A 24291-nucleotide genomic window follows, 5' to 3' on the forward strand; every position below is an offset into this window, starting at 1 on the left:
CCACCGGACGTCTTGCAGGGCGAGCAGGGTTCGGGCGGAGCTCAGGCGTCCCTCTAGACTCACGCATTGGTTGGGACCGTGTAAGCGATCGTCGCGGAACCGCCCCGAGGGGGCGGGCCGCGGCCGAGGTGGAGGGCGAAGGCATGGAGGGGCAGCACGCGGCTGCCGTCGCGGCCGACCCGGCGGTCGGCAGCGGCTACTTCGACGCGTACGCCGCGACGGGCCTGCTGGCCGTCGTCGGGGTGCTCTTCGTCGCCGTGGCGTTCACCGCCAACCGACTGCTGCGACCGGTCGTGTACTCGCCGGAGAAACTCCTCACCTACGAGTGCGGCGTGGACCCGGTGGGGGAGGACTGGGCGCACACCCAGATTCGTTACTACGTATATGCCTTCCTGTACGTGATCTTCGCGGTGGACGCGATCTACCTGTTCCCCTGGGCGACCGTGTTCGCGGCCGCCGGGTACGGCGCCGGAACGCTGATCGAGATGTTCCTCTTCATCGGCTTCCTCGCGGTCGGCCTGCTCTACGCCTGGAAGAAGGGCGTTCTGGAATGGACGTGACGCACAACCACTCGCACGGAGCCCAGGGCGGCCCCGTCCCGCTCGGCCTGCCGGACCCCTCGCACCCCGGCCCCGGCGCCGTCGAGCGGCGCCGGATCGGCCCGCTCGCCCGGCTCGCGCCCGACCCGGTCAAGGTCGTCCTGAACTGGGGCCGCCGCTACAGCCTCTGGTGCTTCAACTTCGGCCTGGCCTGCTGCGCGATCGAGTTCATCGCGTCGTCCATGGCCAAGCACGACTTCATCCGGATGGGTGTCATCCCGTTCGCGCCCGGCCCCCGGCAGGCCGACCTGATGATCGTCTCGGGGACCGTCACCGACAAGATGGCGCCCGCCGTCAAGCGCCTCTACGAGCAGATGCCCGAGCCGAAGTACGTCATCTCCTTCGGCGCCTGCTCCAACTCCGGCGGCCCGTACTGGGACTCGTACTCGGTCACCAAGGGCGTCGACCAGATCATCCCGGTCGACGTCTACGTGCCCGGCTGCCCGCCCCGGCCGGAGGCGCTGCTCCAGGGCATCCTCAAGCTGCAGGAGAAGATCGCCGCCGAGTCCCTGCCCGGCCGCTACACCGCTCCCGCGGCGGCGCTGCGCCGCCCGCCGGTGACCGGGCCCGCGTCGACCGAGGGAGTGGTCTCGTGACGTCCGCCGAGCAGTACGCGGCGTCGGTCGGGGAGTGGGCGACCGGCGCCGAGGCGTACGGGCTGATCACCGTCGACGTGCCGGCCGAGCGCTGGACCGAGGCGCTGACCAACGCCCGCGACGTGCTGGGCCTGGCCTTCTTCGACTGGCTGAGCGCCGTCGACGAGCTCGCCGAGGGCTTCGCCGTCGTCGCCCACCTGGCCGCCGCCGAGGCGCCCGGCGTGCGGCACCTCGCGCTGCGCACCCGGGTGCCGCGCGACGCGGCCGCGCTGCCGACCGCCGTCCCCGTCTACCCGGGCGCGGCCTGGCACGAGCGCGAGACGCACGAGATGTTCGGCATCGACTTCCCCGGGCACCCCTACCTGGCCACCCTGCTGCTGCCGGACGGCTTCGAGGGGCACCCGCTGCGCAAGGAGTTCGTGCTCGCGGCCCGGGTCGCCAAGGACTGGCCGGGCGCCAAGGAGCCCGGCGAGTCGGACCACGGCGGCGGGCCGGCCCGGCGCAAGATGCAGCCGGCCGGTGTGCCGGACCCGAACGAGTGGGGGCCCCTCAAGGGCACCCTGCCGCCGGTCGCCGAGCGGCCCGCGCGCGGTGCGCGGGCGGCGGGCGCGGCCGGGCGGACGCCCCGGGCGGGCGCGGCGGGTGCCGCCGGTGCTGCCAGGGCCGCCGGTGCAGCCGGGGCCGCCGAGGGCGGGCCCGCGGTGCGGGCCGACCGGCCGCGGCGCACGCGGTCGGTGTCGGAGGGGTCGGCGAGCCAGACGGCCGAGACCCCGGCCGCCGCCGAGGCCCCGGTGGTCGCGGAGACGCCGGCCGCCGCCGAGGGGACGCCCGCCGAGGGTGCGCCCGCGGTGCGGGCGGACCGGCCGCGGCGTACGCGGTCGGTGTCGGAGGGGTCGGTCAGCCAGGCCTCCGCCGCGGCCGAGCGGCCCGAGCGGCCGGCGCCCGCGCGGACCCGGTCCTCCGACGCGCCCTGGCACAACCCGGTGCCGGCGCACGACGAGGAGTCGGCGGGCGGCGAGGCGGCGGAGCAGAAGCCGGCCGTGGAGGAGCAGTCGGGTGACACCCCGGCCGCCCCGGCCGACCAGGACGGAGACGGCGCGTGAACCTGCTCGACACGGTGCTGCGCTGCGTCGCCACCCTCGTCGTCTTCCTGGTCCTCCCGCTGGTCATCGGCCAGACCGAGCACAAGGTGATGGCGCACATGCAGGGCCGGCTCGGCCCGATGTACGCGGGCGGCTTCCACGGCTGGGCGCAGCTCGTCGCGGACGGCGTGAAGTTCGCCCAGAAGGAGGACATCGTCCCGGCCGGGGCGGACCGCCGGGTCTTCCAGCTGGCGCCCGCCGTCTCGCTGCTGCCGTACCTGTTCGTGCTGCTGGCGATCCCGGTCGGCCCGGACGGCTTCGTCGGGCAGGCGATCGACGCCGGGCTGTTCTTCGTGCTGGCCGTGATGGGCGTGGCCGTGATCGGCAAGCTGATGGCCGGCTGGGCCTCGGCGAACAAGTTCTCGCTGCTCGGCGGCCTGCGGACGGCCGCGCAGCTGATGTCGTACGAACTGCCGATGGTGCTCGCGGCGGCCTCGGTCGCGATGGCCGCCGGCACGCTCTCGCTGCCGGGGATCCTGGACGCCTGGCAGTGGTACTGGCTGCCCTGGCAGATCATCGGCGGGTTCGTGTTCTTCACGGCCGGCCTGGCCGAGCTGCAGCGCCCGCCGTTCGACATGCCGATCGCCGACTCGGAGATCATCTTCGGCGCGTACACCGAGTACACCGGGCTGCGCTTCGCGTTCTTCCTGCTGTCCGAGTACGCCGGCATCCTCGTGGTGTCGGCGCTGACCGCCGTGCTCTTCCTCGGCGGCTGGCACGGGCCGATGGCGGACCAGCTCGGCTGGCTGTGGATGCTCCTCAAGACCTTCGCGCTGGCCTTCGTGGTGATCTGGCTGCGAGTGACCTACCCCCGGCTGCGCGAGGACCAGCTGATGCGCTTCGCGTGGGTCGCGCTCGTCCCGCTCGCCCTCGGCCAGCTGGCCCTGACCGGCATCATCAAGGTGGCGATCGCATGAGTTTTCCCGGTGTCGGCCTGGCGAAGGGCCTGGCCGTGACGCTGCGGACGATGACGAAGAAGAGCGTCACCGCGCAGTACCCCGACGCGCAGCCGGTGCTGCCGCCGCGCTCGCGCGGCGTCATCGCGCTGCTGGAGGAGAACTGCACGGTCTGCATGCTGTGCGCGCGCGAGTGCCCGGACTGGTGCATCTACATCGACTCCCACAAGGAGACGCTGCCCGCCGCCGAGCCGAACGCCCGGGCCCGCACCCGCAACGTGCTGGACCGCTTCGCCATCGACTTCTCGCTCTGCATGTACTGCGGGATCTGCATCGAGGTGTGCCCGTTCGACGCGCTGTTCTGGTCGCCCGAGTTCGAGTACGCGGAGACCGACATCCTCGAACTGACCCACGAGCGGGACAAGCTCCGCGAGTGGATGTGGACGGTGCCGGCGCCGCCGGCGCTGGACCCGGCGGCCGAGGAGCCCAAGGAGATCGCCACCGCGCGCAAGGCGGCGGACAAGCTGGCGGCCGCTGCCGCTGCCGCCGCGGAACCGCAGGAGAAGACCGTTTCGCATGAGGAGGGGGGCGACGCATGACCGCAGCTGCCACGCTTCTCGCGGCGACCGGCTCGCTGGAGCCGGCCGCCCGTTCGTTCCTCTCCCCGACCGGGCAGGAGATCGTCTTCCTGTTGGTCGGCGTCGCCGTGCTCGGCTCGGCCGTGGTCGCCGTCACCACCAGGCAGCTGGTGCACGCCGCGCTGTGGCTGGTCGTCGCGCTCGGCGGGCTGGCGGTGGAGTTCCTGCTGCTGACGGCCGAGTTCATCGCCTGGGTGCAGGTGTTGATCTACCTCGGCTCGGTGGTCGTGCTGGTGCTGTTCGGGCTGATGCTCACCAAGGCGCCGATCGGGCGCTCACCGGACGCCGACTCCAAGAACCGCTGGGTGGCCCTGGTGGTCGCGCTGGCCTCGGCCGGGACGCTGGTGACGCTGGTCGTCGACGCCTTCCGGACGGCCTGGATCGACCTCGGCGCCGGCGGCGGCTCGGCCTCCGTCACCGGGGCCAGCCTGTTCCGGCACTGGGTGCTGCCCTTCGAGGCGCTGTCCGTGCTGCTGCTGGCCGCGCTGGTCGGCGCGATCGTGCTGTCGCGCGGGGCCGCGCGGCGGGTGCCGCCGCCCCGGGCGGGCAAGCTGCGCGCCGGACGGCCGGTCGGCTCCAACGGGACCGTCGCCGCGACCACGCCGAAGCCGACCGCACCCGCTGCTCCCGGCTCGGAGGAGAGCTGATGCACCTCGCCTACCCCGCCGTCCTCGCCGCGCTGCTGTTCAGCGTCGGCGTGTACGGCGTGCTCGCCCGGCGCAACGCCGTCCTGGTGCTGATGTCCGTCGAGCTGATGCTCAACGCCGTCAACCTCAACCTGGTCGCCTTCGACGCCTGGCTGCGCGACTCGCTGCACGCCGGGCAGGCGCTCACCCTGTTCACCATCACCGTCGCCGCCGCCGAGATCGGGCTGGGCCTCGCCATCGTCCTGCTGCTGTTCCGGGCCCGGGGCACCGCGGACATCGACCGGGCCACCGCGCTCGGCGACCCGGCCGAGACGCTCGCGCCCGAGGAGGCGCCGGCCGGCGCCGAGGCGCTGAAGGGCGGGGCCGCCGCATGAACCTCGCCCTGCCCGCCCTCGTCCCCGCGCTGCCCGTGCTCGGCGCCGCCGCGACCCTGGCCGCCGGCAAGAAGGCGCCCGGGCTGGCCCGGCCGCTGGCCATCGTGCCGGTCGCCGCGTCGGCCGTGCTCGCCCTGGTCGTCGCCCTCCAGCTCGGCACCGGCCAGGCGCTCGACGCCGCCACCCGGCTCACCCCGACCGGCGGCCCGGACATCTCGCTCGCCGTCCACCTGGACGGCTTCAGCTCGCTGATCTCGGTGCTGGTCGGCGTGGTCGCTACCTGCGTCCAGGTCTACTCGACCGCGTACCTGGCGAAGGACCCGCGCTACCCCTCGTACGCGGCGCTGGTCTCACTGTTCACCGCGGCGATGTTCCTGGTCGTCTACTCGGGCGACCTGATCGTGCTGCTGGTCGGCTGGGAGGTCATGGGCGTCTGCTCGTACTTCCTGATCGGCCACCACTGGGAGACCGAGGACGCCCGCTCCGCCTCGCTGAAGGCCTTCCTGGTCACCAAGCTCGGCGACGTGCCGTTCCTGTTCGGGATCTTCCTGCTCGGCGCGGACGCCGGCAGCTTCCGGATCACCGAGGTGCTGGCCGCCGCGAGCGAGGGGCGGCTCGGCCACCCGACGCTCACCGCGCTGCTGCTGCTCGCCGGCGTGGCCGGCAAGAGCGCGCAGTTCCCGCTGCACACCTGGCTCCCGGACGCGATGGCCGGCCCGACGCCGGTCTCCGCGCTGATCCACGCCGCCACCATGGTCGCGGCCGGCATCTACCTCGTCGCCCGGCTGCTGCCGGTGTTCCTGCAGTCGGGCGCGGCGCTGGTCGTGCTCGCCGTGATGGCCGCCGTGACGATGATCGGCTCGGCGCTGTGCGCGCTCGCCCAGGACGACCTCAAGCGGGTGCTCGCCTACTCGACCGTCGGCCAGCTCGGCTACATGGCCGGCGCGCTGGCCAGCGGCGACCGCGAGGCCTCCGTCTTCCACCTGGTCAGCCACGGCGCGTTCAAGGCGCTGCTGTTCCTGGCCGCCGGTGTGGTCATCCACGCCGCGCACACCAACTCGCTCTCCGCGATGTCCCGCATCCCCGGGCTGCGCAAGCGGGTGCCGCACGCCTACCTGGCGATGGGCATCGGCCTGGTCGCCCTGGCCGGGCTGCCGCTGCCGGCGCCGTTCTCCGGCTTCTTCAGCAAGGAGGCGGTGCTGACCGCCGCCGAGCACGCCGCCAAGGGCGAGGCGCTGACCAACGGGGTCGGCCCGGCCTCGGCGGTGCCGCAGGCCGCCGGGTGGATCGTGCTGATCGCGGCGGCGCTCACCGCGCTGCTCACCGCCGCGTACGCGACCAGGCTGTTCCTGGTCGCGTTCCACAGCCCGGCCGGTGCCGCGGCCGTGGCGCCGGCGGTGCTGCCCGCCACCGACCCGGCCACCGTGGCGGCCGACCACGAGGCCGACGCGCCGTACTCGCCGGAGCTGGACGAGGCCGACCCGGCCACCGCCGAGCCGCGCGCGATGCGCTGGCCGCTCTGGGTGCTGGCCGTGCCGACCATGGGCCTCGGCGTCGCCGGACTGTTCCAGGACGGGCTGCCCGCGCTGCTGGACGGCGGCTCGCTGCGCCCGACCGGGGTCACCGCGGTGACCGGCTCGGGCCTCGCCGTGGTCGGCGTGCTCGCGGCGTACGGCGCCTGGCGCTCGGCCACCGCGCGGCTGGCCACCGGCGCTGCGAGCCGGGCCGCCGGGCTGCCGGCCGCCGCGGGCCGGGTGCCCGAGCAGGCCGGGGCGCCGGCCGCCGAGGTGCTCGTCGCCGACCCCGGGCGCACCCTGCTGGGCCCGCTGTTCGGCCCGGCCCGGCACGGCTTCGGCGTCGACCGGCTGTACCACGCGGTGTTCGTCCGCCCGGTCGTCGCGGCCGCCCGACTCGTCCGCTTCCTCGACCGCGAGGTCGTCGAGGGCTACGTGCAGGGCAGCGGGATCGGCGCCAACCTGCTCGGCCGGGCCGTCCGGCTGGCGCAGACCGGCAACGCGCAGACCTACCTGAGCGCCCTGCTCGCCGGCGTCGTCCTGCTGGCCGTCCTGGTGGCGGTGTAGCCGATGCCGTACCCCCTTCCGCCGGGCCCGAGCCCGACCCCGATCGCCGTCGTACCTAGGAGCCCCCGATGAACGCGGTCCTCATCGCCCTCCTGGGGGTGCCGCTGCTCGGCGCCGCGCTCACCCTGGCGCCGGTGTTCGGGCCGGACCGGGCCGCCGCCGACCGGCGGGCGCTGCGGCTGAACACCGTCGTCACCGGCGCGGTGCTCCTGCTCGCCGTCGCCCTCGCGGCCGGCTTCGACCACGACGCGCCCGCCCGGATGCAGGCCACCACCGACGTGTCCTGGATCCCGGCCCTGCACGTGCGCCTCCACCTCGGCGTGGACGGCGTCTCGCTGCCGCTGATCGTGCTGACCGCACTGCTCACCTTCCTCTGCGCGCTGTACTCGGAGAAGCGGCTGCCGGCCGGGGACGACGTGCCCTCGGCCCAGGCCTTCGTCGGGTTGTTCCTCCTCCTCGAGGTCGGCATGCTGGCCACCTTCGCGGTGCTGGACCTCCTGCTCTTCTTCCTGTCCTTCGAGATCGTGCTGATCCCGATGTACTTCCTGATCGCCCGCTGGGGGAGTGGCGCGAAGGCGCCCGCCGCCAACCGCTTCATCCTGTACACGCTGCTCGGCTCGGCCGTGATGCTGCTCGGCTTCCTGCTGATCGGCAGCAAGGCCGGCACCTTCGACATGCAGGCCCTGGCCGCCGCGCACGGCAGCGGCCTGAGCCACACCACCCAGGTGATCGCCGCGCTGGCGATCCTGGTCGGGCTCGCCGTCAAGGCCCCCGCCTGGCCGCTGCACAGCTGGCTCCCCGACGCGCACACCGCCGCCCCGACCGTGGGCTCGGTGCTGCTCGCTGGCGTGCTGCTGAAGATGGGCACCTACGGCCTGGTCCGCGTCCTCCTCCCGATCGTGCCGGACGGCACCGCCACCTTCGCCCCCTACCTGGGGGCCTTCGCGGCGGTCGGCATCGTCTACGGTTCGCTGGCCTGCCTGGCGCTCGCGCGCCCCGGGGCCAAGGGCGACCTCAAGCGCCTGATCGCCTACTCCTCGGTCGGCCACATGGGCTTCGTGCTGCTGGGCATCGCCTCCCTCACTCCGGTGGGCGTCAACGGCGCGCTGTTCGCCAACATCGCCCACGGTCTGATCACCGGTCTGCTGTTCTTCGTCGTCGGCGCGCTCAAGGACCGCTACGGCACGGCCGACCTCGACACGCTGTCCGGCGCCACCGGCGCCGCGCTGTACGGCCGCGCCCCGCGGATCGGCGTGCTGCTCGCCTTCGCCGCCGTGGCCAGCCTCGGCCTGCCCGGCCTGGCCGGCTTCTGGGGCGAGCTGCTCGCCATGCTCGGCGCGTTCGACCCCGCCGCGGGCCTGTCGCGCCCGGCCTTCGTCACCTACATGGCGCTGGCCGGTCTCGGCACCCTCCTCACCGCCGCCTACCTGCTGATCGTGGTCAAGCGCGTCTGCATGGGCGACCCCGAGCAGCCCGCACCGGTGCGCGAACTCGCCGACCTGCGCCCGTACGAGGCCGTCAGCTGGACGCCGCTGGCCGCCCTCACCCTGCTCGCCGGCCTCTGGCCCGCGCTCCTGCTCGGCCTCTCCGACCCCGCCGTCAAGCACCTCCTCGGGGGTGGCTGACCGTGCTCGGAGCCCAGACCGCCGCACTCGGACCTCACTCCACGGGGCAGCACACTGTGACCTCCCTCGCCGTAGCCAACCCGGGCAGCCTGATCCAGTCCGTGGACTGGGTGGCGATCGCGCCCCCGCTGATCGCCGCGGCGGCCGCCGTCGCCGTGCTGGTCACGGACCTGTTCCTGCCCGAGCGGCACAAGAAGTGGCTCGGCCGCCTCACCGCGGCCGGACTCGCCCTCGCCCTCATCGCACTCCTCCCCCTCACCGGAAAGTCACCCCGAGCGACCTTCTGCGTGCAGAACGTAGCAGGGGGCACTGACAACGGCGGCTGCTCCTACGTCGCCGACCACTTCGCCCTGGTGTTCCAGCTGCTCGCCCTCGGCGGCGCGCTGATCGCGGCCCTGCTGTCGACGCACACCGTGGACAACGAGAAGCTGCCGCGCGGCGAGTACTGGTTCCTGCTGCTCTCCAGCGCCACCGGCGCCGCCCTGCTGCCCGCCTCCCGGGACCTCGCCACCATGGTGGTCGCCCTGGAGGTCGCCTCCCTGCCGGCCTTCGCGCTGGTCGCGCTGCGCCGGGACGGCCGGGGCGCGGAGGCCGCGCTGAAGTTCTTCGTCTCCTCCGTCACCGCCACCGCGGTGATGCTGCTCGGCATCGGCTTCGTCTACGCGGCGAGCGGCAGCCTGCACCTCGGTGCCGTCGCCCAGGGCCTGGAGCACGCCCCCGCCCAGCTCAAGCCGCTGGCCGAGGCGGGCGCCGTGCTGACCCTGGTCGGCTTCGCCTTCAAGGTGGCCGCCGTCCCGTTCCACTTCTGGGTGCCCGACACCTACACCGGCGCCCCGCTGCCGGTGGCCGGCTACCTGTCGGTGGTCGGAAAGGCGGCCGGCCTGTCCGGGCTGGCGCTGGCCACCACGATCGCCTTCCGCCCGTACGCGCACACCTGGGGCCTGGTGCTCGCCGTGCTGGCCGCCGTCACCATGACGGTCGGCAACGCGGGCGCGCTGCGCCAGCGCTTCGACACCCGGTACAGCGCGGTGCGGCTGCTCGCCTGGTCCTCGGTGGGCCAGGCCGGCTACCTGCTGGTGCCGCTGGCCGCGGCCGGCTACGCGCCCACCGGCGCGGACCCGCTCGGCGCGACCGCCGCCTACGCGCTGATCTACGGCGTGGTGAACCTCGGCGCCTTCGGGGTGGTCGCCGCGGTCGGCCGCCGGGCCGGGGCCAGCGTGGACGACTTCCGCGGCCTGTTCGCCCGCCGCCGCTGGACGGCGCTGGCGCTGGCCTTCTTCCTGCTCTGCCTGGCCGGCCTGCCGCCGGGCGTGATCGGCCTGTTCGGCAAGGTCGTGGTGTTCCGCGCGGCCGTGGACGCCGGGCTGGGCTGGCTGGCCGTGGTGATGGCCGCCAACGTGGTCGTCGCGCTGTACTACTACCTGCTCTGGACGGCCCGGCTGTTCGCTCCGGTGGCGGAGGGCGCCGCGAGCGGCGAGGCTGTCGGGGACGCGGGCGGCGAGCGCCGGCTGCCGGTCGGCCTGACCGCCACGCTGGGGCTCACCGCCTCGGCCGCCGTCGTCCTCTCGGTCGCGCCCCAGCTGGTCCTCCAGGTGACCTCCGGCTCGCTGTTCTGAGCCCCCGTCCGGGCCCGCCCCGGGCCGTGGCGCCGGGTGCGGGCCGGGTGTCGGCCCGGTGCCGCGGCGGCGCCGGGGAGCTGTCGCGTCGGTCACAAGGGAACAAGGCCACCGATCCCGCCCGTTGACCGGTCAAGAGGGACGAGGCGACAAGGGCTTCCCCACCGGCACCACTGGAGGGCCTGACGTGCACCGGCAGCACAACGGACTGAGGACCGCCGTCCTGCTCGGTGGTCTCTCGGCGCTGATCCTGGTGATCGGCGGCTTCTTCGGCCGCACCGGCTTCGTGATCGCCCTGCTGATCGCGCTCGGGACCAACGCCTACGCGTACTGGAACAGCGACAAGCTGGCGCTGCGCGCGATGCGGGCCCGGCCGGTCAGCGAGTTCGAGGCGCCGGGGCTGTACCGGATCGTGCGCGAGCTCTCCACCTCGGCCCGCCAGCCGATGCCCCGCCTCTATATCTCCCCGACCACCGCGCCGAACGCCTTCGCCACCGGCCGCAACCCGCGCAACGCGGCGGTCTGCTGCACCGAGGGGATCCTGCGGATCCTCGACGAGCGCGAGCTGCGGGGCGTCCTCGGGCACGAGCTCAGCCACGTCTACAACCGGGACATCCTGATCTCCTCGGTCGCCGGGGCGCTCGCCTCGGTGGTGATGTTCCTGGTCAACTTCGCGTGGCTGATCCCGTTCGGCCGGGACGAGGACGACGACGGGCCGGGGCTGTTCGGGATGCTCGCGATCATGATCCTCGGTCCGATCGCGGCCGGGCTGATCCAGATGGCGGTCAGCCGCTCCCGCGAGTACCAGGCCGACGCGGACGGCGCCCGGATCACCGGGGACCCGCTCGCCCTCGCCAGCGCGCTGCGCAAGCTCGACGCCGGCACCCGGCAGCTGCCGCTGCCGCCGGAGCCGCAGCTGCAGACGGCCAGCCACATGATGATCGCCAGCCCGTTCCGCCCGGGCGAGGCCGGGGCGCGGCTGTTCTCCACCCACCCGCCGATGGCGGAGCGGATCGCCCGGCTGGAGCGGATGGCCGGCTACCGGGGCTGACCGGCCCGCCGGCCGGTCGGCTCGTCAGCCGGCCGGTCGGCCCCGCCGGCTCGTCGGCCGGCGGGCGCGAAGCCCGTCACCCCGTCACCCCGTCACCCCGTCAGCTCGCCGACCGCCAGCCCCAGCCGGTGGACGCCCTCCGCCACCTGCGCCGCGCTCTCGGCGGCCGCGTAGCTGAGCCGCAGGTGCGGGCCCGGCGGCTCGGCGGCGTGGTACGGCCGCCCGGGGCTGACCTGGACGCCGGCCCGCAGCGCGGCGGCGGCCAGGGCGTCGTCGTCGGTGCCGTCCGGCAGCCGCAGCCACAGGTGGTAGCCGCCGGGGCGGTGCTCGCCGAGCGCGCCGGGCAGTTCGCGGTGCAGGGCCGCGACGGCGGCGGTGCGGCGGTCCCGCAGTTCGGCGCCGAGCGCGCGCAGGTGGCGGGCCCAGCCCGGGTCGGCGACCAGCTCCAGCGTCGCCTCCTGGAGCGGCCGGGGCACGAAGAAGCTGTCCACCACCTGGGTGGCCCGCAGCCGGGCGAGGGCCGGCCCGCGCGCGGTCAGGGCGCCGACCCGCAGGTTGGGCGAGGCGGCCTTGGTGAGCGAGCGCACGTGCACCACCACGCCGTCCGGGTCGTCGGCGGCGAGCGGCCGGGGCAGCGCCGGGGCGTCGGCGTGGACGAGCAGCCGGGCGAAGTCGTCCTCGACCACGAAGGCCCCGGCGGCCCGGGCGATCCGCAGCACCTCCGCCCGCCGGGCGGGCGGGAGCACCGCGCCGGTCGGGTTCTGGAACAGCGGCTGGCAGACGAAGACCCGCGCCCGGGTGGCCTCGAAGGCCTCGGCCAGCAGCTCGGTGCGCACCCCGTCCGCGTCGACCGGGACGGGCACCGGCCGCAGTCCGGCGGCCCGGACGACCGCCAGGATGCCCGCGTACGTCGGCGACTCGACCAGGACGGCGGCGCCGGGCGCGGCCAGCGAGCGCAGCGCGACGCTGAGGCCGGTCTGCCCGCCGGAGGTGATCAGGACGTCCCCGGTGCCGATCGGCCCGCCGGTGCCGCCGATGTCGCGGGCGAACCAGCCGCGCAGCTCGGTCAGGCCGTCGGTGGGCGGGCGGTCCCAGGCGCCGGGGCGGCGGCCGGCCCGGGCGAGGGCGCCGGCGAGCAGCCGCTCGGGCAGCAGCGAGGCGTGCGGGTAGCCGCTGTTGAGGTCGATGACGTCCGGAGGCGGGATCCGGAGGGTGGCGAACACCGGGGCGGCCAGCAGGTCGCGCGGGCCGGCGCCGGCGCTCAGCGCGACCTCCTGCCAGGAGAGGTCGCCGGGACGGGCGGCGGGCGCGGCGGTCCGGGCGGGGCCGGCCGCGAAGGCGGCCGCCCGGAACACCCCGGCGCCCGGGCGGGAGACCACCAGCCCCTCGGCGACGAGCACGGCGATCGCCCGGGAGACCGTCACCGGACTGACCTGGTGGCGTTCGACCAGGGCCCGGCTGGAGGGCAGCTTGCGCCCCTCCGGATAGCGCTCGACCTCCCGCCGCAGGCTTTCGGCGAGTTCGGCCACGCTGCTACGCTCGTTCATGACGGCACAAGATAGCGCTACCCTCCCCGCGGCGATAGCGCCGCACCACTCGGTTCACCGTTTCGGGCCCGCCGCCTCCGGCACCGCCCTCGCCGGCCTCGGGGTGGCCCTCTTCTCGCTCAGCTTCCCCGCGACGGCCTGGTCCCTGACCGGCTTCGGCCCGTGGACCTCGACCGGACTGCGCGGCGTGCTGGCCGCCCTGCTCGCCGGGCTCTACCTGGCGGCCGTCCGCGCCCCGCTGCCGCGGCGGCGCCACCGGGCGGGGCTGCTGGTGGTCTCCGGTGGCTGCGTGCTGGGCTTCCCGCTGCTGACCACGCTGGCCCTGCGGACCTCCTCGACCGCCCACTCGGCGGTGGTCATCGGCGTGCTGCCGCTGGCCACGGCGGTGGTCGCGGCGCTGCGCACCGGCCGCCGGCCGTCCCGGGCGTTCTGGGCGGCCGCGCTGGCCGGGGCGGCGGCCGTGCTCGCCTTCACGCTGCTGCAGAGCCACGGCCGGCCGACCGTCGCGGACCTCTACCTGTTCGTCGGCCTGGTGGTGTGCGCGGCCGGGTACGCGGAGGGCGGGCGGCTCGCCCGGGACCTGCCGGGCGCGCAGGTGATCGCCTGGGCGGTGGTCGCCGCGCTGCCCGCGATGCTGCTGACCGCCGGGCTCGGGCTGGCCGCCGAGCCGGTGCACCTCGGGGCGAAGGCGCTGGCCGGGCTGGCGTACATCGCGGCGGTGTCGCAGTTCGGCGGGTTCGTGCTCTGGTACCGGGGGATGGCCCGGATCGGGGTGCCGAGGGCGAGCCAACTCCAGCTCGCCCAACCGCTGTTGACGCTGGTGTGGGCGGTGCTGCTGCTGGGCGAGGAGCTGCCGGCGGCCGCGCCGGTCACGGCGGCGGTGGTGCTGCTCTGCATCGCGGCCACCCAGCGGGCCCGGAGCTGACGCGCCGACATGCCCGGCCGTGGGCCTGCCGTCCGGGTGACGTGCCGCGCGCGCCCCGGGCGGCGGCCGCGGGCCACTGGTAGTGGTGGACGGTCATCGACCGGGCCGGTGCGGCCCCGAGGCCGGAAGGGGCGCGCCGCGTGACTCTGCTGCCGAACGACGAGGTGGACCAGTCCCTGCGGCCACCGCGCGCCCCCCGGCTGTACGGCCTGCTGCGCGCCGCGAGGCGCCGCCGGGGCCGGGCACTGGTCGGCTGGCTGACCACCACCGACCACAAGCGGATCGGCACCCTCTACCTGGTCACCTCCTTCCTGTTCTTCCTCGCCGGCGGCCTGATGGCGCTCCTGATGCGGGCCGAACTCGCCCGCCCGGGGCTTCAGTTGATGGACAACGAGCGGTTCAACCAGCTGTTCACCATGCACGGCACGATCATGCTGCTGATGTTCGCGACCCCGCTGTTCGCCGGTTTCGCGAACTGGATCATGCCGCTGCAGATCGGCGCCCCGGACGTCGCCTTCCCCCGGCTGAACGCGCTCGCCTACTGGCTCTACCTGTTCGGCTCGCTGATCGCGGTGTTCGGCTTCCTGACCCCGGAGGGCGCCGCCGACTTCGGCTGGTTCGCCTACGCGCCGCTGAACGGCGCCGTGCACAGCCCCGGCCTCGGCGCCGACCTGTGGATCATGGGCCTCGCGCTCTCCGGCTTCGGCACCATCCTGGGCTCGGTCAACTTCATCACCACGATCGTCTGCCTCCGGGCGCCCGGCATGACGCTGTTCCGGATGCCGATCTTCGTCTGGAACATCCTGCTGACGGCCGTCCTGGTGCTGTTCGCCTTCCCGGTGCTGGCCGCCGCGCTGCTCTGCCTGGAGTCGGACCGCAGGTTCGGCTCGCACGTCTTCGACGCCGCGAACGGCGGGGCGATGCTCTGGCAGCACCTGTTCTGGTTCTTCGGGCACCCGGAGGTGTACATCATCGCGCTGCCGTTCTTCGGCATCGTGACCGAGGTCATCCCGGTGTTCAGCCGCAAACCGGTCTTCGGCTACTCCGGCCTGATCGCCGCGACCATCGCCATCACCGGCCTGTCGGTCACGGTCTGGGCGCACCACATGTTCGTCACCGGGCAGGTGCTGCTGCCGTTCTTCTCGATCATGACGATGCTGATCGCGGTGCCCACCGGGGTGAAGTTCTTCAACTGGATCGGCACCATGTGGCGCGGCTCGCTCAGCTTCGAGACGCCGATGCTGTGGACGGTCGGCTTCCTGGTCACCTTCCTGTTCGGCGGCCTGACGGGCGTGCTGCTCGCCGCGCCGCCGGTGGACTTCCACGTCTCCGACTCGTACTTCGTCGTCGCGCACTTCCACTACGTGGTGTTCGGGACGGTGGTGTTCGCGATGTTCGCCGGGTTCCACTTCTGGTGGCCCAAGTTCACCGGCCGGATGCTGGACGAGCGGCTCGGGCGGATCCACTTCTGGACGCTGTTCACCGGCTTCCACAGCACCTTCCTGGTCCAGCACTGGCTCGGCGCCGAGGGCATGCCCCGCCGGTACGCCGACTACCTGGCCTCGGACGGCTTCACCGCGCTGAACACCGTCAGCAGCATCGGCGCGCTGCTGCTCGGCGCCTCGACGCTGCCGTTCCTCCACAACGTCTGGAGGACCGCCCGGTACGGCACGAAGGTCGCGACGGACGACCCGTGGGGCTACGGGCGCTCGCTGGAGTGGGCCACCTCCTGCCCGCCGCCCCGGCACAACTTCGCGGCGCTGCCCCGGATCCGCTCGGAGTACCCGGCCTTCGACCTGCACCACCCGGACATCGCCGAGCTGGACCGGAGGCAGAACGCCCGGGAACCGCTGGGCTGACCGCGCGCGGGAAGTGTCGTACGCCCGCGAACTCCCGCCCGGGGCCGGTCCCGGGCGGGAGTTCGCTCGTTAGGATGGGCGGGCGCCCGGTCGGTCCGGGCCGCCGCATCCGGAGGGAGTGGGCCGTCATGGCAGACGAGAGGCACGCCCCGGCGGCCGGGGACGCGCCCGCGCGCCGACGCGGCCAGGGCGAGCTGGAGGCGCAGGTGCTGGCGGTGCTCCAGCAGGCGCCCGGCCCGGCCACCGCCGGCTGGGTCCAGGAACGCCTGGAGGGCGACCTGGCGTACACCACGGTGATGACCATCCTCTCCCGCCTGCACGCCAAGGACGCCGTCTCCCGCAGCCGCTCCGGCCGCTCCTACCTCTGGCAGGCCTCCTCCGACGCCGCCGGGCTGGCCGCGCTGCGGATGCGCCGGATGCTCGACGGCGAGGCGGACCGGGACGCCGTCCTGGCCAGCTTCGTCACCGCGCTGCTCCCGCACGACGAGGAGCTGCTGCGCGCGCTGCTGGACGCCGCGTCCGCCGACCCGGCAGCGGCCGACCGCGAGAGCTGACCCGTGGGCTTCTTCGTCTTCCTCCCGCTCATCCTGCCGCTGACGGCGGTGCCGATCGCCCGGCTGACCGAGCAGCACCTGCACCCGCGCGGCGCGGCCAGGCTGCTGACGGTGATCAGCGCGGTGATGGCGGTCTGCAGCGTGCTCTGCCTCGGGCTGATCGGCGTGGTCGGCACCGCGCAGATCCCCGGCAACCCGCTGCCGGACAGCTGGTCCGACCCGGAGGTGCGGCACGCGCTGCCGTACCACGAGACGGTCGGCACGGCCGCGATGTGGCTGCTGGTGCTGGTCGGCTCCGCCTGCACCCGGACGGTCGTGCGGCACCTGAGGGTCCGCTCCCGGGCCCGGCGGGCACTGGCCGGCCTGCCGGTCGGACCGGAGGCGGCCGGGGACCTCGCGGTGCTGCCGGACCGCAGCCCGTACGCGTACGCGCTGCCCGGCTCGCCGGGCCGGGTGGTGGTGTCCACCGGGATGCTCGCCGGGCTGCCCGAGGACGAGCGCGAGGCGCTGCTCGCGCACGAGCGGGCCCACCTGCGCCACCGCCACCACCGGTACCTGCTGACCACCCAGCTGGCCGCCTGCGTCAACCCGTTCCTGCGGCCGCTGCAGTACGCGGTGGCGTACAGCGCCGAGCGGTGGGCGGACGAGGAGTCGGCCCAGGCGGTCGGCGACCGCCGGGTCACCGCGCGGGCGGTGGCCCGGGCGGCCCTGGTCTCGCACGCGGCCCCGGCGCCCGGCTTCGCGGCCTTCGCCGCGCCCACCGCGGCGCCCGGCCCGGTGCCGCGCCGGGTCGCCGCGCTGCTCGGCCCGGTGCCGACCTCCCGCAACTGGCCGCCGGCCAAGACCCCGGCGGGGCTGGCCGCGATGGTCGCGGCGGCCGGCACGGCGGCGTCGGCGCTGTGCGCGCTCAACGCCGCCGTGGCGCTGCTGGTGGTGCTGAAGGCGGTCACGCCGCTGTAGCGGGTGCAGCCGCTACAGCGTGGCGGCCAGCGCGTCCAGGGTGGCCTCGGCGTGGGCCAGGGACTCGACGGCGAGCGGCCGCAGGGCGTGCAGCGCCGGGACGTCCTCGGCCCGGGTGAGCTCGGCCGTCACCACGTGCAGGTGCTCCGGCGCGATGCCGAGCCCCTCGAAGTAGGCCCGCAGGTACGGGACCTGGAAGTCGCAGTGCTCGCGCGGGGTGCCCGGCCCGTAGCCGCCGCCGCGCACCGCGACCAGCACCACCCGGGTGCCCCGCAGCAGCGCCTCACCGGTGGCCGCGTCCCGGTAGACGCCGGGGAAGGTGACCCGGTCGATCCACGCCTTGAGGCCGGTCGAGACGGTGAAGTTGTACATCGGGGCGCCGAGCAGCAGGACATCGGCGGCCAGCAGCTGTTCGATCAGCGGACGGGCCAGCGCCCACTCGTGCTCCTCCTCGGGGGTCCGCGCCAGGAGGGCGATGTCGTCCAGCGGGAGCACCCCCTTGCGCTCGGTCCGGCGGCCGAGCGCGTCGAAGGCGGCGCGCACCGCGGGCACCGGGTCGCCGGCCAGGTCGAGGTGCCGGTGCCGGGCGGCGGCGCCGTGCCGGGCGCGCCAGACGGAGGCGAAACGGGCGGTCAGGGCGCGGCTCACCGAGCCGTCCGGGCTGATGCTGGAGTCGAGGTGGAGCAGCGTGGTGGAGGTCATGGTGGTCTCCTGTCACCTGGGGAGCGGGCGGATCGTCATACCGGTGACGGGCCCGGCCGAGGAAAGGTGACCGATGAGCGGGGACGGATTTCCGGACGGCTCCGGGGTGGAGCCGGCGGCGCGCTTCGAGGCCGAGCGCGGGCGGCTGCGGGCGATCGCCCAGCGGATGCTCGGCTCGACCGGCGAGGCCGAGGACGCCGTCCAGGAGGCCTGGCTGCGGCTCGTCCGGACGGACGCGGCGGAGATCGACAACCTGCCCGGCTGGCTGACCACGGTGGTCTCCCGGATCTGCCTGGACCTGCTGCGGGCGCGCGCGGCGCGCCGGGAGGAGCCGGCCGGCGAGGCGCTGCCGGAGGCGGTCAGCGAGGGCACGGACCCCGAGCGGGAGGCGGTGCTGGTCGACTCGGTGGGGCGCGCGCTGCTGGTGGTGCTGGACCGGCTGGGCCCGGCCGAGCGGGTCGCCTTCGTGCTGCACGACGGCTTCGCGGTGCCCTTCGAGCAGATCGCGCCGATCGTCGGCCGGACGCCGGTGGCCGCCAAGAAGCTGGCCAGCCGTGCCCGGCAGCGGGTGCGGGGCACGGCCGCGCTGCCGCCGGAGCCGCTGGCCGGGCACCGGCGGGTGGTGGAGGCCTTCCTGGCCGCGGCCCGGGGCGGCGACCTGGCCGAGCTGCTGGCCGTCCTCGCACCGGACGTGGTGCGCCGGGCCGACCCGGCGGCGCTGCCGCCCGGCCGCGCCCTGGTGGCCCGCGGAGCCCGGACCGTCGCCGGGGAGACCACGGTCTTCGGCCGCCGGGCCCGCTACGGCGCGGTGGCGCTGGTGGACGGGCTGCCCGGCATCCTGATCGCCCCGGACGGGCGGCTGCGGCTGGTGCTGCGGATGGCCGTGGCGGACGGCCGGGTGGCCGGCTACGAGGTGGTCGCCGACCCGGGCCGGCTGGCCGCGCTCGAGTTGGCGGTGCTGGAGCCGGCGGTGCTGGAGCCGGCGGGGCTGGGGTCGGGGGTGCTGGGGTCGGCGGTGCTGGGGTCGGGGGTGCTGGGTTCGGGGGTGCTGCCGCGGTGATCGTCGAGGCTCTCGCGCAGGGTGCGGAACTCCGCGGCCAGCGCGTCCAGCGTGTAGTGCGCGTTGAGTCCGCTCGGGTTGGGCAGCACCCAGACCTCGGTGTCGCCGATGCCCTCCGGCTGGCGCCCGATGGCGGCCCGCCGCTTGCCGAAGGCCGTCCGGTAGGCGCCGATGCCGAGCACGGCGAGGACGCGCGGGCGCAGCCGCAGCACCCGTTCGGTGAGGGCGGCGCCGCCCGCGCGCAGCTCCTCGGCGGTGAGTTCGTCGGCCTTGGCGGTGGCGCGCGGGGCGACGTTGGTGATGCCGAGGCCGAGCGCGGGCAACTCGCCCTGCTCGTCCGGGCGGAACTGGCGCGGGGTGAAACCGGAGCGGTGCAGGGCGGGCCAGAAGCGGTTGCCGGGGCGGGCGAAGTGGTGGCCGGTGGCGCCGGACCACAGGCCCGGGTTGATGCCGCAGAACAGCACCTTCAGCCCGGGGCCGGTGACGTCGGGGATGGTGGTGTCCTTGGCGGCCTGCAACTGCTCGGGAGTCGGCTTCACCCGGTCAAGTCTGCCGACCGGGGCCGAAGCGCGGCGCGGTGGGTGGTGCGGTGGGTGCCGCGACGGGCGGCGCGGCGGGTGCGCAGCCACCGCAGGCCGAACACCACGACGGCCGCGTACGCCCAGCCGGCGAACACGTCCACGATGAAGTGCTCGGCGCCGTACACCAGGGTGAAGGCCATCGCGAGCGGATAGGTGACCAGCAGGGCCCGCAGGCGGGGGCCGGCGGTCGGCCAGAAGAAGAACAGCAGCATCGCCGGGTAGGCGGAGTGCAGCGAGGGCATCGCGGCGACGTCGTTGGCGAACTGGCTGCCGTTCTCCAGCAGCGAGTCGGCCTGCGGCAGCCCGCTCACCGAGATCGTCTCCCAGACCACCCGGGTCAGCTGCGGCAGGTGGCCCTGCTGGGCGACCAGCCACGGCGGGTCGGCCGGGAAGAGCAGGTAGGTGGCGAAGCCGGCGAAGGTCAACGTCAGGTAGCAGGCGAGCAGTTGGCGGAAGCGGTGGTGGGCGCGCCGCCAGAGCACGGCGAGCAGGACGAAGACCACGAAGAAGTGCGACAGGTAGACGCCGACGGCGGCGTAGTCGTACCAGTGCGGCGAGCCGGGGGTGTAGAGCGCGTGCTGGAGCCGGACGGTCCAGGTGTCGCCGAGGCCGAGCACTTCGTCGGCCCGCAGCTGGGGCAGCCAGTGCGGGGCCCACGGGGTGTGCGCGCCGTAGCCGCGCAGCAGCGAGTAGGCCCACACCACGGCCATCACCGGCACCCAGTCGCGCAGGACGAGCAGGAAGCCCCGCGGGCCGTGTCCGCTGTGCACGGCGGCGGTGAGCAGCGCGCCGATCAGCCACAGGAACACCACGTCGTTGGCGAAGGCCAGGCCCTGGGTGCCGAGGAACCAGCCGAAGGCGGCCAGGTAGAGCGGCCAGGCCAGCCACCGCAGTCTCGACCAGCCGGTTGCTCGGCCAGCTGCCCGGGGGCGCTGGCGGAGCTGGGGCACCGGACGCGGGAGCCCGGCCCGCACCGGGGGCGGGGTGGCCGGGCTGAGCAGCTTGGTCATGCCCACCGAAACTAGCGGCGCAAGCTTGGAGGACTCTGGGGGAACCATGACCGGATCGTAAGAAAAGGACGGTCGGGGGGTCAGGACGCGACGGCCGGCTCGTACGGCGTGTTGGGGAAGCGGCGCCCGCCGCCCGCCGCCCGCCGCCCGCCGGCGGCCGTGACGGTGGCGACGTCCGCGATCCGCCGGGCGCCAGCGGGTGGTCTCCGGCTCCGGATCCGGCGCGATCCGGACCGGCCGCTCCTGCTGTGCAGCCAACTGGCCGATATCGTCGGCGAATTGGCCGAAGACGCGGTGGATGTGACCGCCCTCACCCTGCTCTACGGTCTCCGGTCGGGCACGGAATAGGGAAACCCCGGCCGAATGTCGGTGCCGTGGGCGACGATGTCCGGCATGTCCTATGAACTCCAGGCGCTGATAGGAACATTGGAGCTGCTGACGGTGGCAGCGGCGGAGGTCCCGGTGGCCCGGGTGGTGCCGCTCGCACAGGGGCTGGCGATGCTGCCGGTCACCTCCGCCGTCCTCGCCGCGCTCCAGGGGGACGGCGCCGCCGCCCGTACGTCCGTTGCCCGTACGTCCGTTGCTCATCCGCCCGCCGCCCACCCGTCCGCCGCCGGGTCCGGCTTCGGCCGGCACGCGGACGGCTTCGAACTGCGGCTCGCCGCCTGGTCCAAGGCCGGCCCGATCGCCTGCGTCGAGGCCGAGAGCTTCGGCGACGGCGGCATCCGGCGCGCGGCCGTCTGGTCGGACGGGCGGATCGTCCTCGGCCCGCTGGCCGAGGGGGAGTCGGTCGAGGGGGAGTCGACCGAAGGGGAGCCGGTCGCGGGGGAGTCGGTCGAGGGAGGAGGGGGCGATCCGATCTCCCGGGCCCTGCGGCTGCTCGGCGTCCGGGTCACGGCGGGCCGCGTCGACGAGTGCGACGCGGTCGGCCTGTCGGCCCACCGCAGCACCACCGGCTGGGCGGCGGCGGTCGGTTGAGCCGGCCGCACCGTTCGGCGTACCTGCGGTGGCTGTGTCCGGAGTGCTGCCCCACGGTGTGAAGCAGGCGATCTCGCCTGGTTCACAGTGAGAGGAAGCAGTACTCATGCGTGCCACCCGGATGGCCGCCGTGCTGACCGTGACCGCAGCGCTCGCGCTGACCCCGGTCACCACGGCGACCGCCACCGCCGTAGGCAACGAGGCCGCGGCTGCCCGTACCACCGTCTCCGACACCTCCGCCCGGGCCGTCCCGGTAGTCCCGGCCTTGCCTGGCTTGCCGGGCGCCGTCCCGGCGCTCCCGGCCGTCCCGACCCTGCCGGGCGCCCTCCCGGCCAACGCTCCGGCGCCCCCGGCGTCGCTCCCGGTGGCGGTCCCGGACCCGAGCGCCGCCCTCGGGGCGGTCGGCGACGTCGTCACCCTGGTCACCGGCCTGCTCTCGACGGTCACCTCCGCCGCCACCCCCGACCTCAGCGCCGTCCAGCAGCTCCTTGCCACCCTGCAGAGCACTCTGCAAGCACTGCTCGGCCAACTCCCGATCCCGCCGGTGACCCTCCCGTCCCCGCCGACGCTCCCCACCGGCGCCGGTGCTGCGGGTGCCGATGCCGGTGCCGGCCGGACGTCCCTGCCCGACCGGCTCGCCGCCCTGCGGGCCCAGGCCGAGGCCCTCACCGCCGCGACCCGCCACCACCCCGCCACCGGCTGACCCCGCCCGCCGGCAGCGCGGCGGCACGGCAGCACGGCAGCACGGCGGCCCCGCCCCCGGACCGGGGAGCGGGGCCACCGCCGTTCCCGGTCCCGGCCCCGGCCGGGGGCGGGTCAGCCGAGGGCGGCAGCGAGCCCCGGCTTCGTCGCGAGCCGCTGGTAGAGGACGGTGCGGGACCGGCGGGTGCGCCGCACGAGCCCGGCGCGGTGGAGGATCTGCAGGTGGTAGGAGACCGTCGCCGGGCTCAGGCTCAGCCGGGCGGCGAGCTCGCCGGTCGTGTGCGGCTGGGAGAGCTCGGCCAGCAGCTTCGCCCGGGTCGCGCCGAGCAGTTCGTCACCGCCCGAGCCCGGGAGACAGTCGTTCGGCGCGGCCGGGTAGACGATCAGCGGCGTGCGGGGGGCGGGCACGTCCGGGGGCTCGGCGGCGCAGACGACCGCCCGGCCCGAGAAGACGCTGGGGACGAGGATCACGGAGTCGGCGTCCAGGATCGGCTGGACCGCGTGCGAGGCGAGGAGGCGGATCCCGACGACGCCGTCCTCGTCCAGGCTCAGGTTGGGGGCCAGCTGGTTGACGGTGTGCGTGATCCCGTGCAGAACGATCGCGGAGGCGCGGGCGGCGATCTCGGCCTCCATGTGGGCCCGGATGCCGGGCCACCGGGGCGCGAGGGCGGCGTGCCAGAACTGCTCCAGCTCCGCCGCGACCCGCTGCGCCAGGTACTCCTCGCCCCGCTCCATCGCCGCCAGCAGCAGCCGGGGCGGCCGGTGGGCCCCGGTCCGGTCCCAGGCGTGGCCGTCGAGCGCCGACGACAGCTCGTACCGGACCCGCTCGGCGGGCGTGGTGGCGATCTGGTGCAGCGTGCTGTCCAACGACGCCTGGAACCCGGTGGGTTCGGGCCGCAGGAAGTCGGGGGAGTAGCCGAGCGGCCCGCCGCCGCCGACCACGGCCAGCAGTCCCAGGTTCCGTTCCGACAGGGCCTGGACGGCCTTCGCCCGCCACCGCGCGCCGAGCAGGTGCGGGTAGCGGCCGAGCGCGAAGAGCAGGTCGTTGGCGACGCCCACCTGCGACATGGCGAACCTGACCCGCCCCAGCCCCTGCGCCCCCAGGTCGAACCGGATCATGGGCAGCTCCCCCCAGCGCGCGATCGCCGTCGAGGGCATCGAATCACCGGACGGCCGACCCGGCACCCGGTTCCCCGGATCCCGCGCCCGACACAGCGGCTCCCCGGGCCGGGAGGCAGGTCCTCCCGGCCCGGGGAGCCGCTGTTCCCGCTGGACTAGCGGTAGTTCACGAACTGGATGGCGAAGTCCAGGTCCTTGCCCTTGAGCAGGGCCTGCACGGCCTGGAGGTCGTCGCGGCTCTTGGAGCTGACGCGCAGTTCGTCGCCCTGGACCTGGGCCTTGACGCCCTTCGGGCCCTCGTCACGGATGATCTTCGCGACCTTCTTGGCATCCTCCGTGGTGATGCCCTCCTTGATGTTCGCGAAGATCTTGTACTCCTTGCCGGACAGCTGCGGCTCGGCGGCGTCCAGGGCCTTGAGCGACAGGCCGCGCTTCACGAACTTGGTCTGCAGCACGTCGAGGATGGCCCGGACGCGCTCCTCGCCGTTGGCCTTCATCTCGATCTTCTCGCCGGACCGGCTGATCTCGCCGCCCACGCCCTTGAAGTCGAAGCGGGTGGCGATCTCGCGGGAGGTCTGGTTGATCGCGTTGTCGACCTCCTGCCACTCGACCTTCGAGACGATGTCGAAACTGGAGTCGGCCATGGGTGTCAATCTCCTCGATGCTGTGGCGTCACTGGCACGGCCCGCCCCACCGGGCGTCCGCCGCCACAGCCTATCCAGCGCCACCCCGCCGCCGCCTGCGACGACCACGCGCCGTCCCTTGATCGTCGCGTCCCCAATCGAGTGGCGAAGCACCCCCCCGGATCAGGTATGGTTTACCAAGTCGAACGGGGCGAACACCCCCGAACGGCGAACATCCTGGCTGGTTGCCCGAGCGGCCAAAGGGAGCAGACTGTAAATCTGTCGCGCAAGCTACGCAGGTTCGAACCCTGCACCAGCCACAGGATAGAGAAACGGCCCCCGATCTGCGGAAACGCGGATCGGGGGCTTTTTCGTGCGTTCGGGCGGGGTGCGGGTGTTATTGCGT

At 74.5% G+C, this 24291-nt stretch carries 23 protein-coding genes, 1 tRNA gene and 1 pseudogene; 19 read left to right on the forward strand and 6 right to left on the reverse strand.

Going from position 1 to position 24291, the window contains the following annotated elements; translation table 11 throughout:
• Positions 1 to 143: 143 nt before the first annotated feature.
• The 11 genes from AB2U05_RS19065 (at position 144) to htpX (ending at position 11265) form a co-directional block, all read left to right on the forward strand.
• On the forward strand, positions 144 to 560 hold the full coding sequence (locus AB2U05_RS19065; RefSeq protein WP_045701414.1) for an NADH-quinone oxidoreductase subunit A: 417 nt from the start codon (positions 144 to 146) through the stop codon (positions 558 to 560).
• Positions 551 to 1195 carry an NADH-quinone oxidoreductase subunit B gene (locus AB2U05_RS19070; protein ID WP_045701416.1) on the forward strand — a complete coding sequence of 215 codons (645 nt, stop codon included), beginning with the start codon at positions 551 to 553 and terminating at the stop codon, positions 1193 to 1195. The genes AB2U05_RS19065 and AB2U05_RS19070 overlap by 10 nt, the downstream gene beginning before the upstream one ends.
• A complete protein-coding gene (locus tag AB2U05_RS19075) occupies positions 1192 to 2298 on the forward strand; it encodes an NADH-quinone oxidoreductase subunit C (RefSeq protein ID WP_369183819.1) in 1107 nt (368 codons plus the stop codon). Before AB2U05_RS19070 ends, AB2U05_RS19075 begins: the two co-directional genes overlap by 4 nt.
• 2 nt (positions 2299 to 2300) lie before the next feature.
• Positions 2301 to 3254 carry a complex I subunit 1 family protein gene (locus tag AB2U05_RS19080; RefSeq protein ID WP_045701453.1) on the forward strand — a complete coding sequence of 318 codons (954 nt, stop codon included), beginning with the start codon at positions 2301 to 2303 and terminating at the stop codon, positions 3252 to 3254.
• A complete protein-coding gene (locus AB2U05_RS19085; protein WP_045709142.1) occupies positions 3251 to 3832 on the forward strand; it encodes an NADH-quinone oxidoreductase subunit I in 582 nt (193 codons plus the stop codon). Before AB2U05_RS19080 ends, AB2U05_RS19085 begins: the two co-directional genes overlap by 4 nt.
• The gene (locus AB2U05_RS19090; RefSeq protein ID WP_045701420.1) at positions 3829 to 4518 is read left to right on the forward strand and encodes an NADH-quinone oxidoreductase subunit J; all 690 of its coding nucleotides are present in this window, start codon (positions 3829 to 3831) and stop codon (positions 4516 to 4518) included. The genes AB2U05_RS19085 and AB2U05_RS19090 overlap by 4 nt, the downstream gene beginning before the upstream one ends.
• A complete protein-coding gene (nuoK, locus tag AB2U05_RS19095; protein ID WP_045701423.1) occupies positions 4518 to 4892 on the forward strand; it encodes an NADH-quinone oxidoreductase subunit NuoK in 375 nt (124 codons plus the stop codon). Before AB2U05_RS19090 ends, nuoK begins: the two co-directional genes overlap by 1 nt.
• Positions 4889 to 6973: an NADH-quinone oxidoreductase subunit L gene (locus tag AB2U05_RS19100; protein WP_045709140.1), complete on the forward strand. Its 2085-nt coding sequence runs from the start codon at positions 4889 to 4891 to the stop codon at positions 6971 to 6973. The genes nuoK and AB2U05_RS19100 overlap by 4 nt, the downstream gene beginning before the upstream one ends.
• Positions 6974 to 7041: 68 nt before the next feature.
• Positions 7042 to 8598, forward strand: a complete 1557-nt coding sequence (locus AB2U05_RS19105) for a NuoM family protein (protein WP_045701428.1) — start codon at positions 7042 to 7044, stop codon at positions 8596 to 8598.
• 56 nt (positions 8599 to 8654) lie between these two features.
• On the forward strand, positions 8655 to 10214 hold the full coding sequence (locus AB2U05_RS19110; RefSeq protein WP_369183820.1) for an NADH-quinone oxidoreductase subunit N: 1560 nt from the start codon (positions 8655 to 8657) through the stop codon (positions 10212 to 10214).
• 187 nt (positions 10215 to 10401) lie between these two features.
• Positions 10402 to 11265 (forward strand): zinc metalloprotease HtpX, encoded by an 864-nt coding sequence (htpX, locus tag AB2U05_RS19115; RefSeq protein ID WP_045701433.1) that lies wholly within the window; start codon positions 10402 to 10404, stop codon positions 11263 to 11265.
• 92 nt (positions 11266 to 11357) lie between these two features.
• Here the strand turns inward: htpX and AB2U05_RS19120 are convergent, their stop codons facing one another.
• Positions 11358 to 12812, reverse strand: a complete 1455-nt coding sequence (locus AB2U05_RS19120) for a PLP-dependent aminotransferase family protein (protein WP_369183821.1) — start codon at positions 12810 to 12812, stop codon at positions 11358 to 11360.
• Between AB2U05_RS19120 and AB2U05_RS19125 the strand changes: the two genes are divergently transcribed.
• The 4 genes from AB2U05_RS19125 (at position 12811) to AB2U05_RS19140 (ending at position 17110) form a co-directional block, all read left to right on the forward strand.
• A complete protein-coding gene (locus AB2U05_RS19125) occupies positions 12811 to 13737 on the forward strand; it encodes a DMT family transporter (RefSeq protein WP_369183822.1) in 927 nt (308 codons plus the stop codon). The genes AB2U05_RS19120 and AB2U05_RS19125 overlap by 2 nt on opposite strands.
• Positions 13738 to 13937: 200 nt before the next feature.
• Complete coding sequence (ctaD, locus tag AB2U05_RS19130) at positions 13938 to 15596, forward strand: cytochrome c oxidase subunit I (RefSeq protein ID WP_369185968.1); 1659 nt, start codon at positions 13938 to 13940, stop codon at positions 15594 to 15596.
• A gap of 128 nt (positions 15597 to 15724) precedes the next feature.
• Positions 15725 to 16150, forward strand: coding sequence for a BlaI/MecI/CopY family transcriptional regulator (locus tag AB2U05_RS19135; protein ID WP_045701439.1), 426 nt, complete (start codon positions 15725 to 15727; stop codon positions 16148 to 16150).
• Positions 16151 to 16153: 3 nt separating this feature from the next.
• Positions 16154 to 17110 carry a M48 family metalloprotease gene (locus AB2U05_RS19140; RefSeq protein WP_045701441.1) on the forward strand — a complete coding sequence of 319 codons (957 nt, stop codon included), beginning with the start codon at positions 16154 to 16156 and terminating at the stop codon, positions 17108 to 17110.
• A gap of 12 nt (positions 17111 to 17122) precedes the next feature.
• On the opposite strand, the gene AB2U05_RS19145 is transcribed toward AB2U05_RS19140, so the two are convergent.
• The gene (locus AB2U05_RS19145; protein WP_369183823.1) at positions 17123 to 17812 is read right to left on the reverse strand and encodes an FMN-dependent NADH-azoreductase; all 690 of its coding nucleotides are present in this window, start codon (positions 17810 to 17812) and stop codon (positions 17123 to 17125) included.
• 73 nt (positions 17813 to 17885) lie between these two features.
• On the opposite strand from AB2U05_RS19145, the gene AB2U05_RS19150 reads away from it, so the two are divergent.
• Positions 17886 to 18872: a sigma-70 family RNA polymerase sigma factor gene (locus tag AB2U05_RS19150; RefSeq protein WP_369183824.1), complete on the forward strand. Its 987-nt coding sequence runs from the start codon at positions 17886 to 17888 to the stop codon at positions 18870 to 18872.
• On the opposite strand, the pseudogene mug reads toward AB2U05_RS19150, so the two are convergent.
• Positions 18872 to 19411 (reverse strand): annotated as a pseudogene (gene mug / locus AB2U05_RS19155) (G/U mismatch-specific DNA glycosylase); the annotation flags it as partial. The gene AB2U05_RS19150 and the pseudogene mug overlap by 1 nt on opposite strands.
• On the reverse strand, positions 19408 to 20463 hold the full coding sequence (locus tag AB2U05_RS19160; RefSeq protein WP_369183825.1) for a phosphatase PAP2 family protein: 1056 nt from the start codon (positions 20461 to 20463) through the stop codon (positions 19408 to 19410). The gene AB2U05_RS19160 and the pseudogene mug, both read right to left, overlap by 4 nt.
• Before the next feature lie 393 nt (positions 20464 to 20856).
• On the opposite strand from AB2U05_RS19160, the gene AB2U05_RS19165 reads away from it, so the two are divergent.
• Together AB2U05_RS19165 and AB2U05_RS19170 are read left to right on the forward strand one after the other, a co-directional pair.
• Entirely contained in the window at positions 20857 to 21441 is a 585-nt protein-coding gene (locus AB2U05_RS19165; protein ID WP_369183826.1) for a hypothetical protein, read from the forward strand.
• Between the two features lie 106 nt (positions 21442 to 21547).
• Positions 21548 to 22144, forward strand: a complete 597-nt coding sequence (locus AB2U05_RS19170; protein ID WP_369183827.1) for a hypothetical protein — start codon at positions 21548 to 21550, stop codon at positions 22142 to 22144.
• Between the two features lie 113 nt (positions 22145 to 22257).
• On the opposite strand, the gene AB2U05_RS19175 is transcribed toward AB2U05_RS19170, so the two are convergent.
• On the reverse strand, positions 22258 to 23262 hold the full coding sequence (locus AB2U05_RS19175) for an ArsR/SmtB family transcription factor (RefSeq protein WP_369183828.1): 1005 nt from the start codon (positions 23260 to 23262) through the stop codon (positions 22258 to 22260).
• Positions 23263 to 23417: 155 nt separating this feature from the next.
• Entirely contained in the window at positions 23418 to 23906 is a 489-nt protein-coding gene (locus AB2U05_RS19180; RefSeq protein ID WP_045693084.1) for a YajQ family cyclic di-GMP-binding protein, read from the reverse strand.
• A gap of 218 nt (positions 23907 to 24124) precedes the next feature.
• Here AB2U05_RS19180 and AB2U05_RS19185 point away from each other — a divergent pair.
• A tRNA-Tyr gene (locus AB2U05_RS19185) sits at positions 24125 to 24205 on the forward strand.
• The last annotated feature ends 86 nt before the right edge of the window (positions 24206 to 24291 follow it).

This window comes from Streptomyces sp. Y1, from assembly GCF_041053115.1.
Lineage (GTDB): Bacteria > Actinomycetota > Actinomycetes > Streptomycetales > Streptomycetaceae > Kitasatospora > Kitasatospora rubellomurina.

What these genes read in the sequence shown, in the direction of transcription:
- AB2U05_RS19165 (WP_369183826.1), top strand. Translation starts at nt 20,857, where the DNA reads ATGTCCTATGAACTCCAGGCGCTGATAGGAACATTGGAGCTGCTGACG.
- AB2U05_RS19160 (WP_369183825.1), bottom strand. Translation starts at nt 20,463, where the DNA reads ATGACCAAGCTGCTCAGCCCGGCCACCCCGCCCCCGGTGCGGGCCGGG.
- AB2U05_RS19150 (WP_369183824.1), top strand. Translation starts at nt 17,886, where the DNA reads ATGAGCGGGGACGGATTTCCGGACGGCTCCGGGGTGGAGCCGGCGGCG.
- AB2U05_RS19135 (WP_045701439.1), top strand. Translation starts at nt 15,725, where the DNA reads ATGGCAGACGAGAGGCACGCCCCGGCGGCCGGGGACGCGCCCGCGCGC.
- AB2U05_RS19100 (WP_045709140.1), top strand. Translation starts at nt 4,889, where the DNA reads ATGAACCTCGCCCTGCCCGCCCTCGTCCCCGCGCTGCCCGTGCTCGGC.
- AB2U05_RS19090 (WP_045701420.1), top strand. Translation starts at nt 3,829, where the DNA reads ATGACCGCAGCTGCCACGCTTCTCGCGGCGACCGGCTCGCTGGAGCCG.
- AB2U05_RS19125 (WP_369183822.1), top strand. Translation starts at nt 12,811, where the DNA reads ATGACGGCACAAGATAGCGCTACCCTCCCCGCGGCGATAGCGCCGCAC.
- AB2U05_RS19105 (WP_045701428.1), top strand. Translation starts at nt 7,042, where the DNA reads ATGAACGCGGTCCTCATCGCCCTCCTGGGGGTGCCGCTGCTCGGCGCC.
- AB2U05_RS19070 (WP_045701416.1), top strand. Translation starts at nt 551, where the DNA reads ATGGACGTGACGCACAACCACTCGCACGGAGCCCAGGGCGGCCCCGTC.
- AB2U05_RS19085 (WP_045709142.1), top strand. Translation starts at nt 3,251, where the DNA reads ATGAGTTTTCCCGGTGTCGGCCTGGCGAAGGGCCTGGCCGTGACGCTG.
- AB2U05_RS19120 (WP_369183821.1), bottom strand. Translation starts at nt 12,812, where the DNA reads ATGAACGAGCGTAGCAGCGTGGCCGAACTCGCCGAAAGCCTGCGGCGG.
- AB2U05_RS19145 (WP_369183823.1), bottom strand. Translation starts at nt 17,812, where the DNA reads ATGACCTCCACCACGCTGCTCCACCTCGACTCCAGCATCAGCCCGGAC.
- nuoK (WP_045701423.1), top strand. Translation starts at nt 4,518, where the DNA reads ATGCACCTCGCCTACCCCGCCGTCCTCGCCGCGCTGCTGTTCAGCGTC.
- AB2U05_RS19180 (WP_045693084.1), bottom strand. Translation starts at nt 23,906, where the DNA reads ATGGCCGACTCCAGTTTCGACATCGTCTCGAAGGTCGAGTGGCAGGAG.
- AB2U05_RS19175 (WP_369183828.1), bottom strand. Translation starts at nt 23,262, where the DNA reads ATGATCCGGTTCGACCTGGGGGCGCAGGGGCTGGGGCGGGTCAGGTTC.
- AB2U05_RS19065 (WP_045701414.1), top strand. Translation starts at nt 144, where the DNA reads ATGGAGGGGCAGCACGCGGCTGCCGTCGCGGCCGACCCGGCGGTCGGC.
- AB2U05_RS19170 (WP_369183827.1), top strand. Translation starts at nt 21,548, where the DNA reads ATGCGTGCCACCCGGATGGCCGCCGTGCTGACCGTGACCGCAGCGCTC.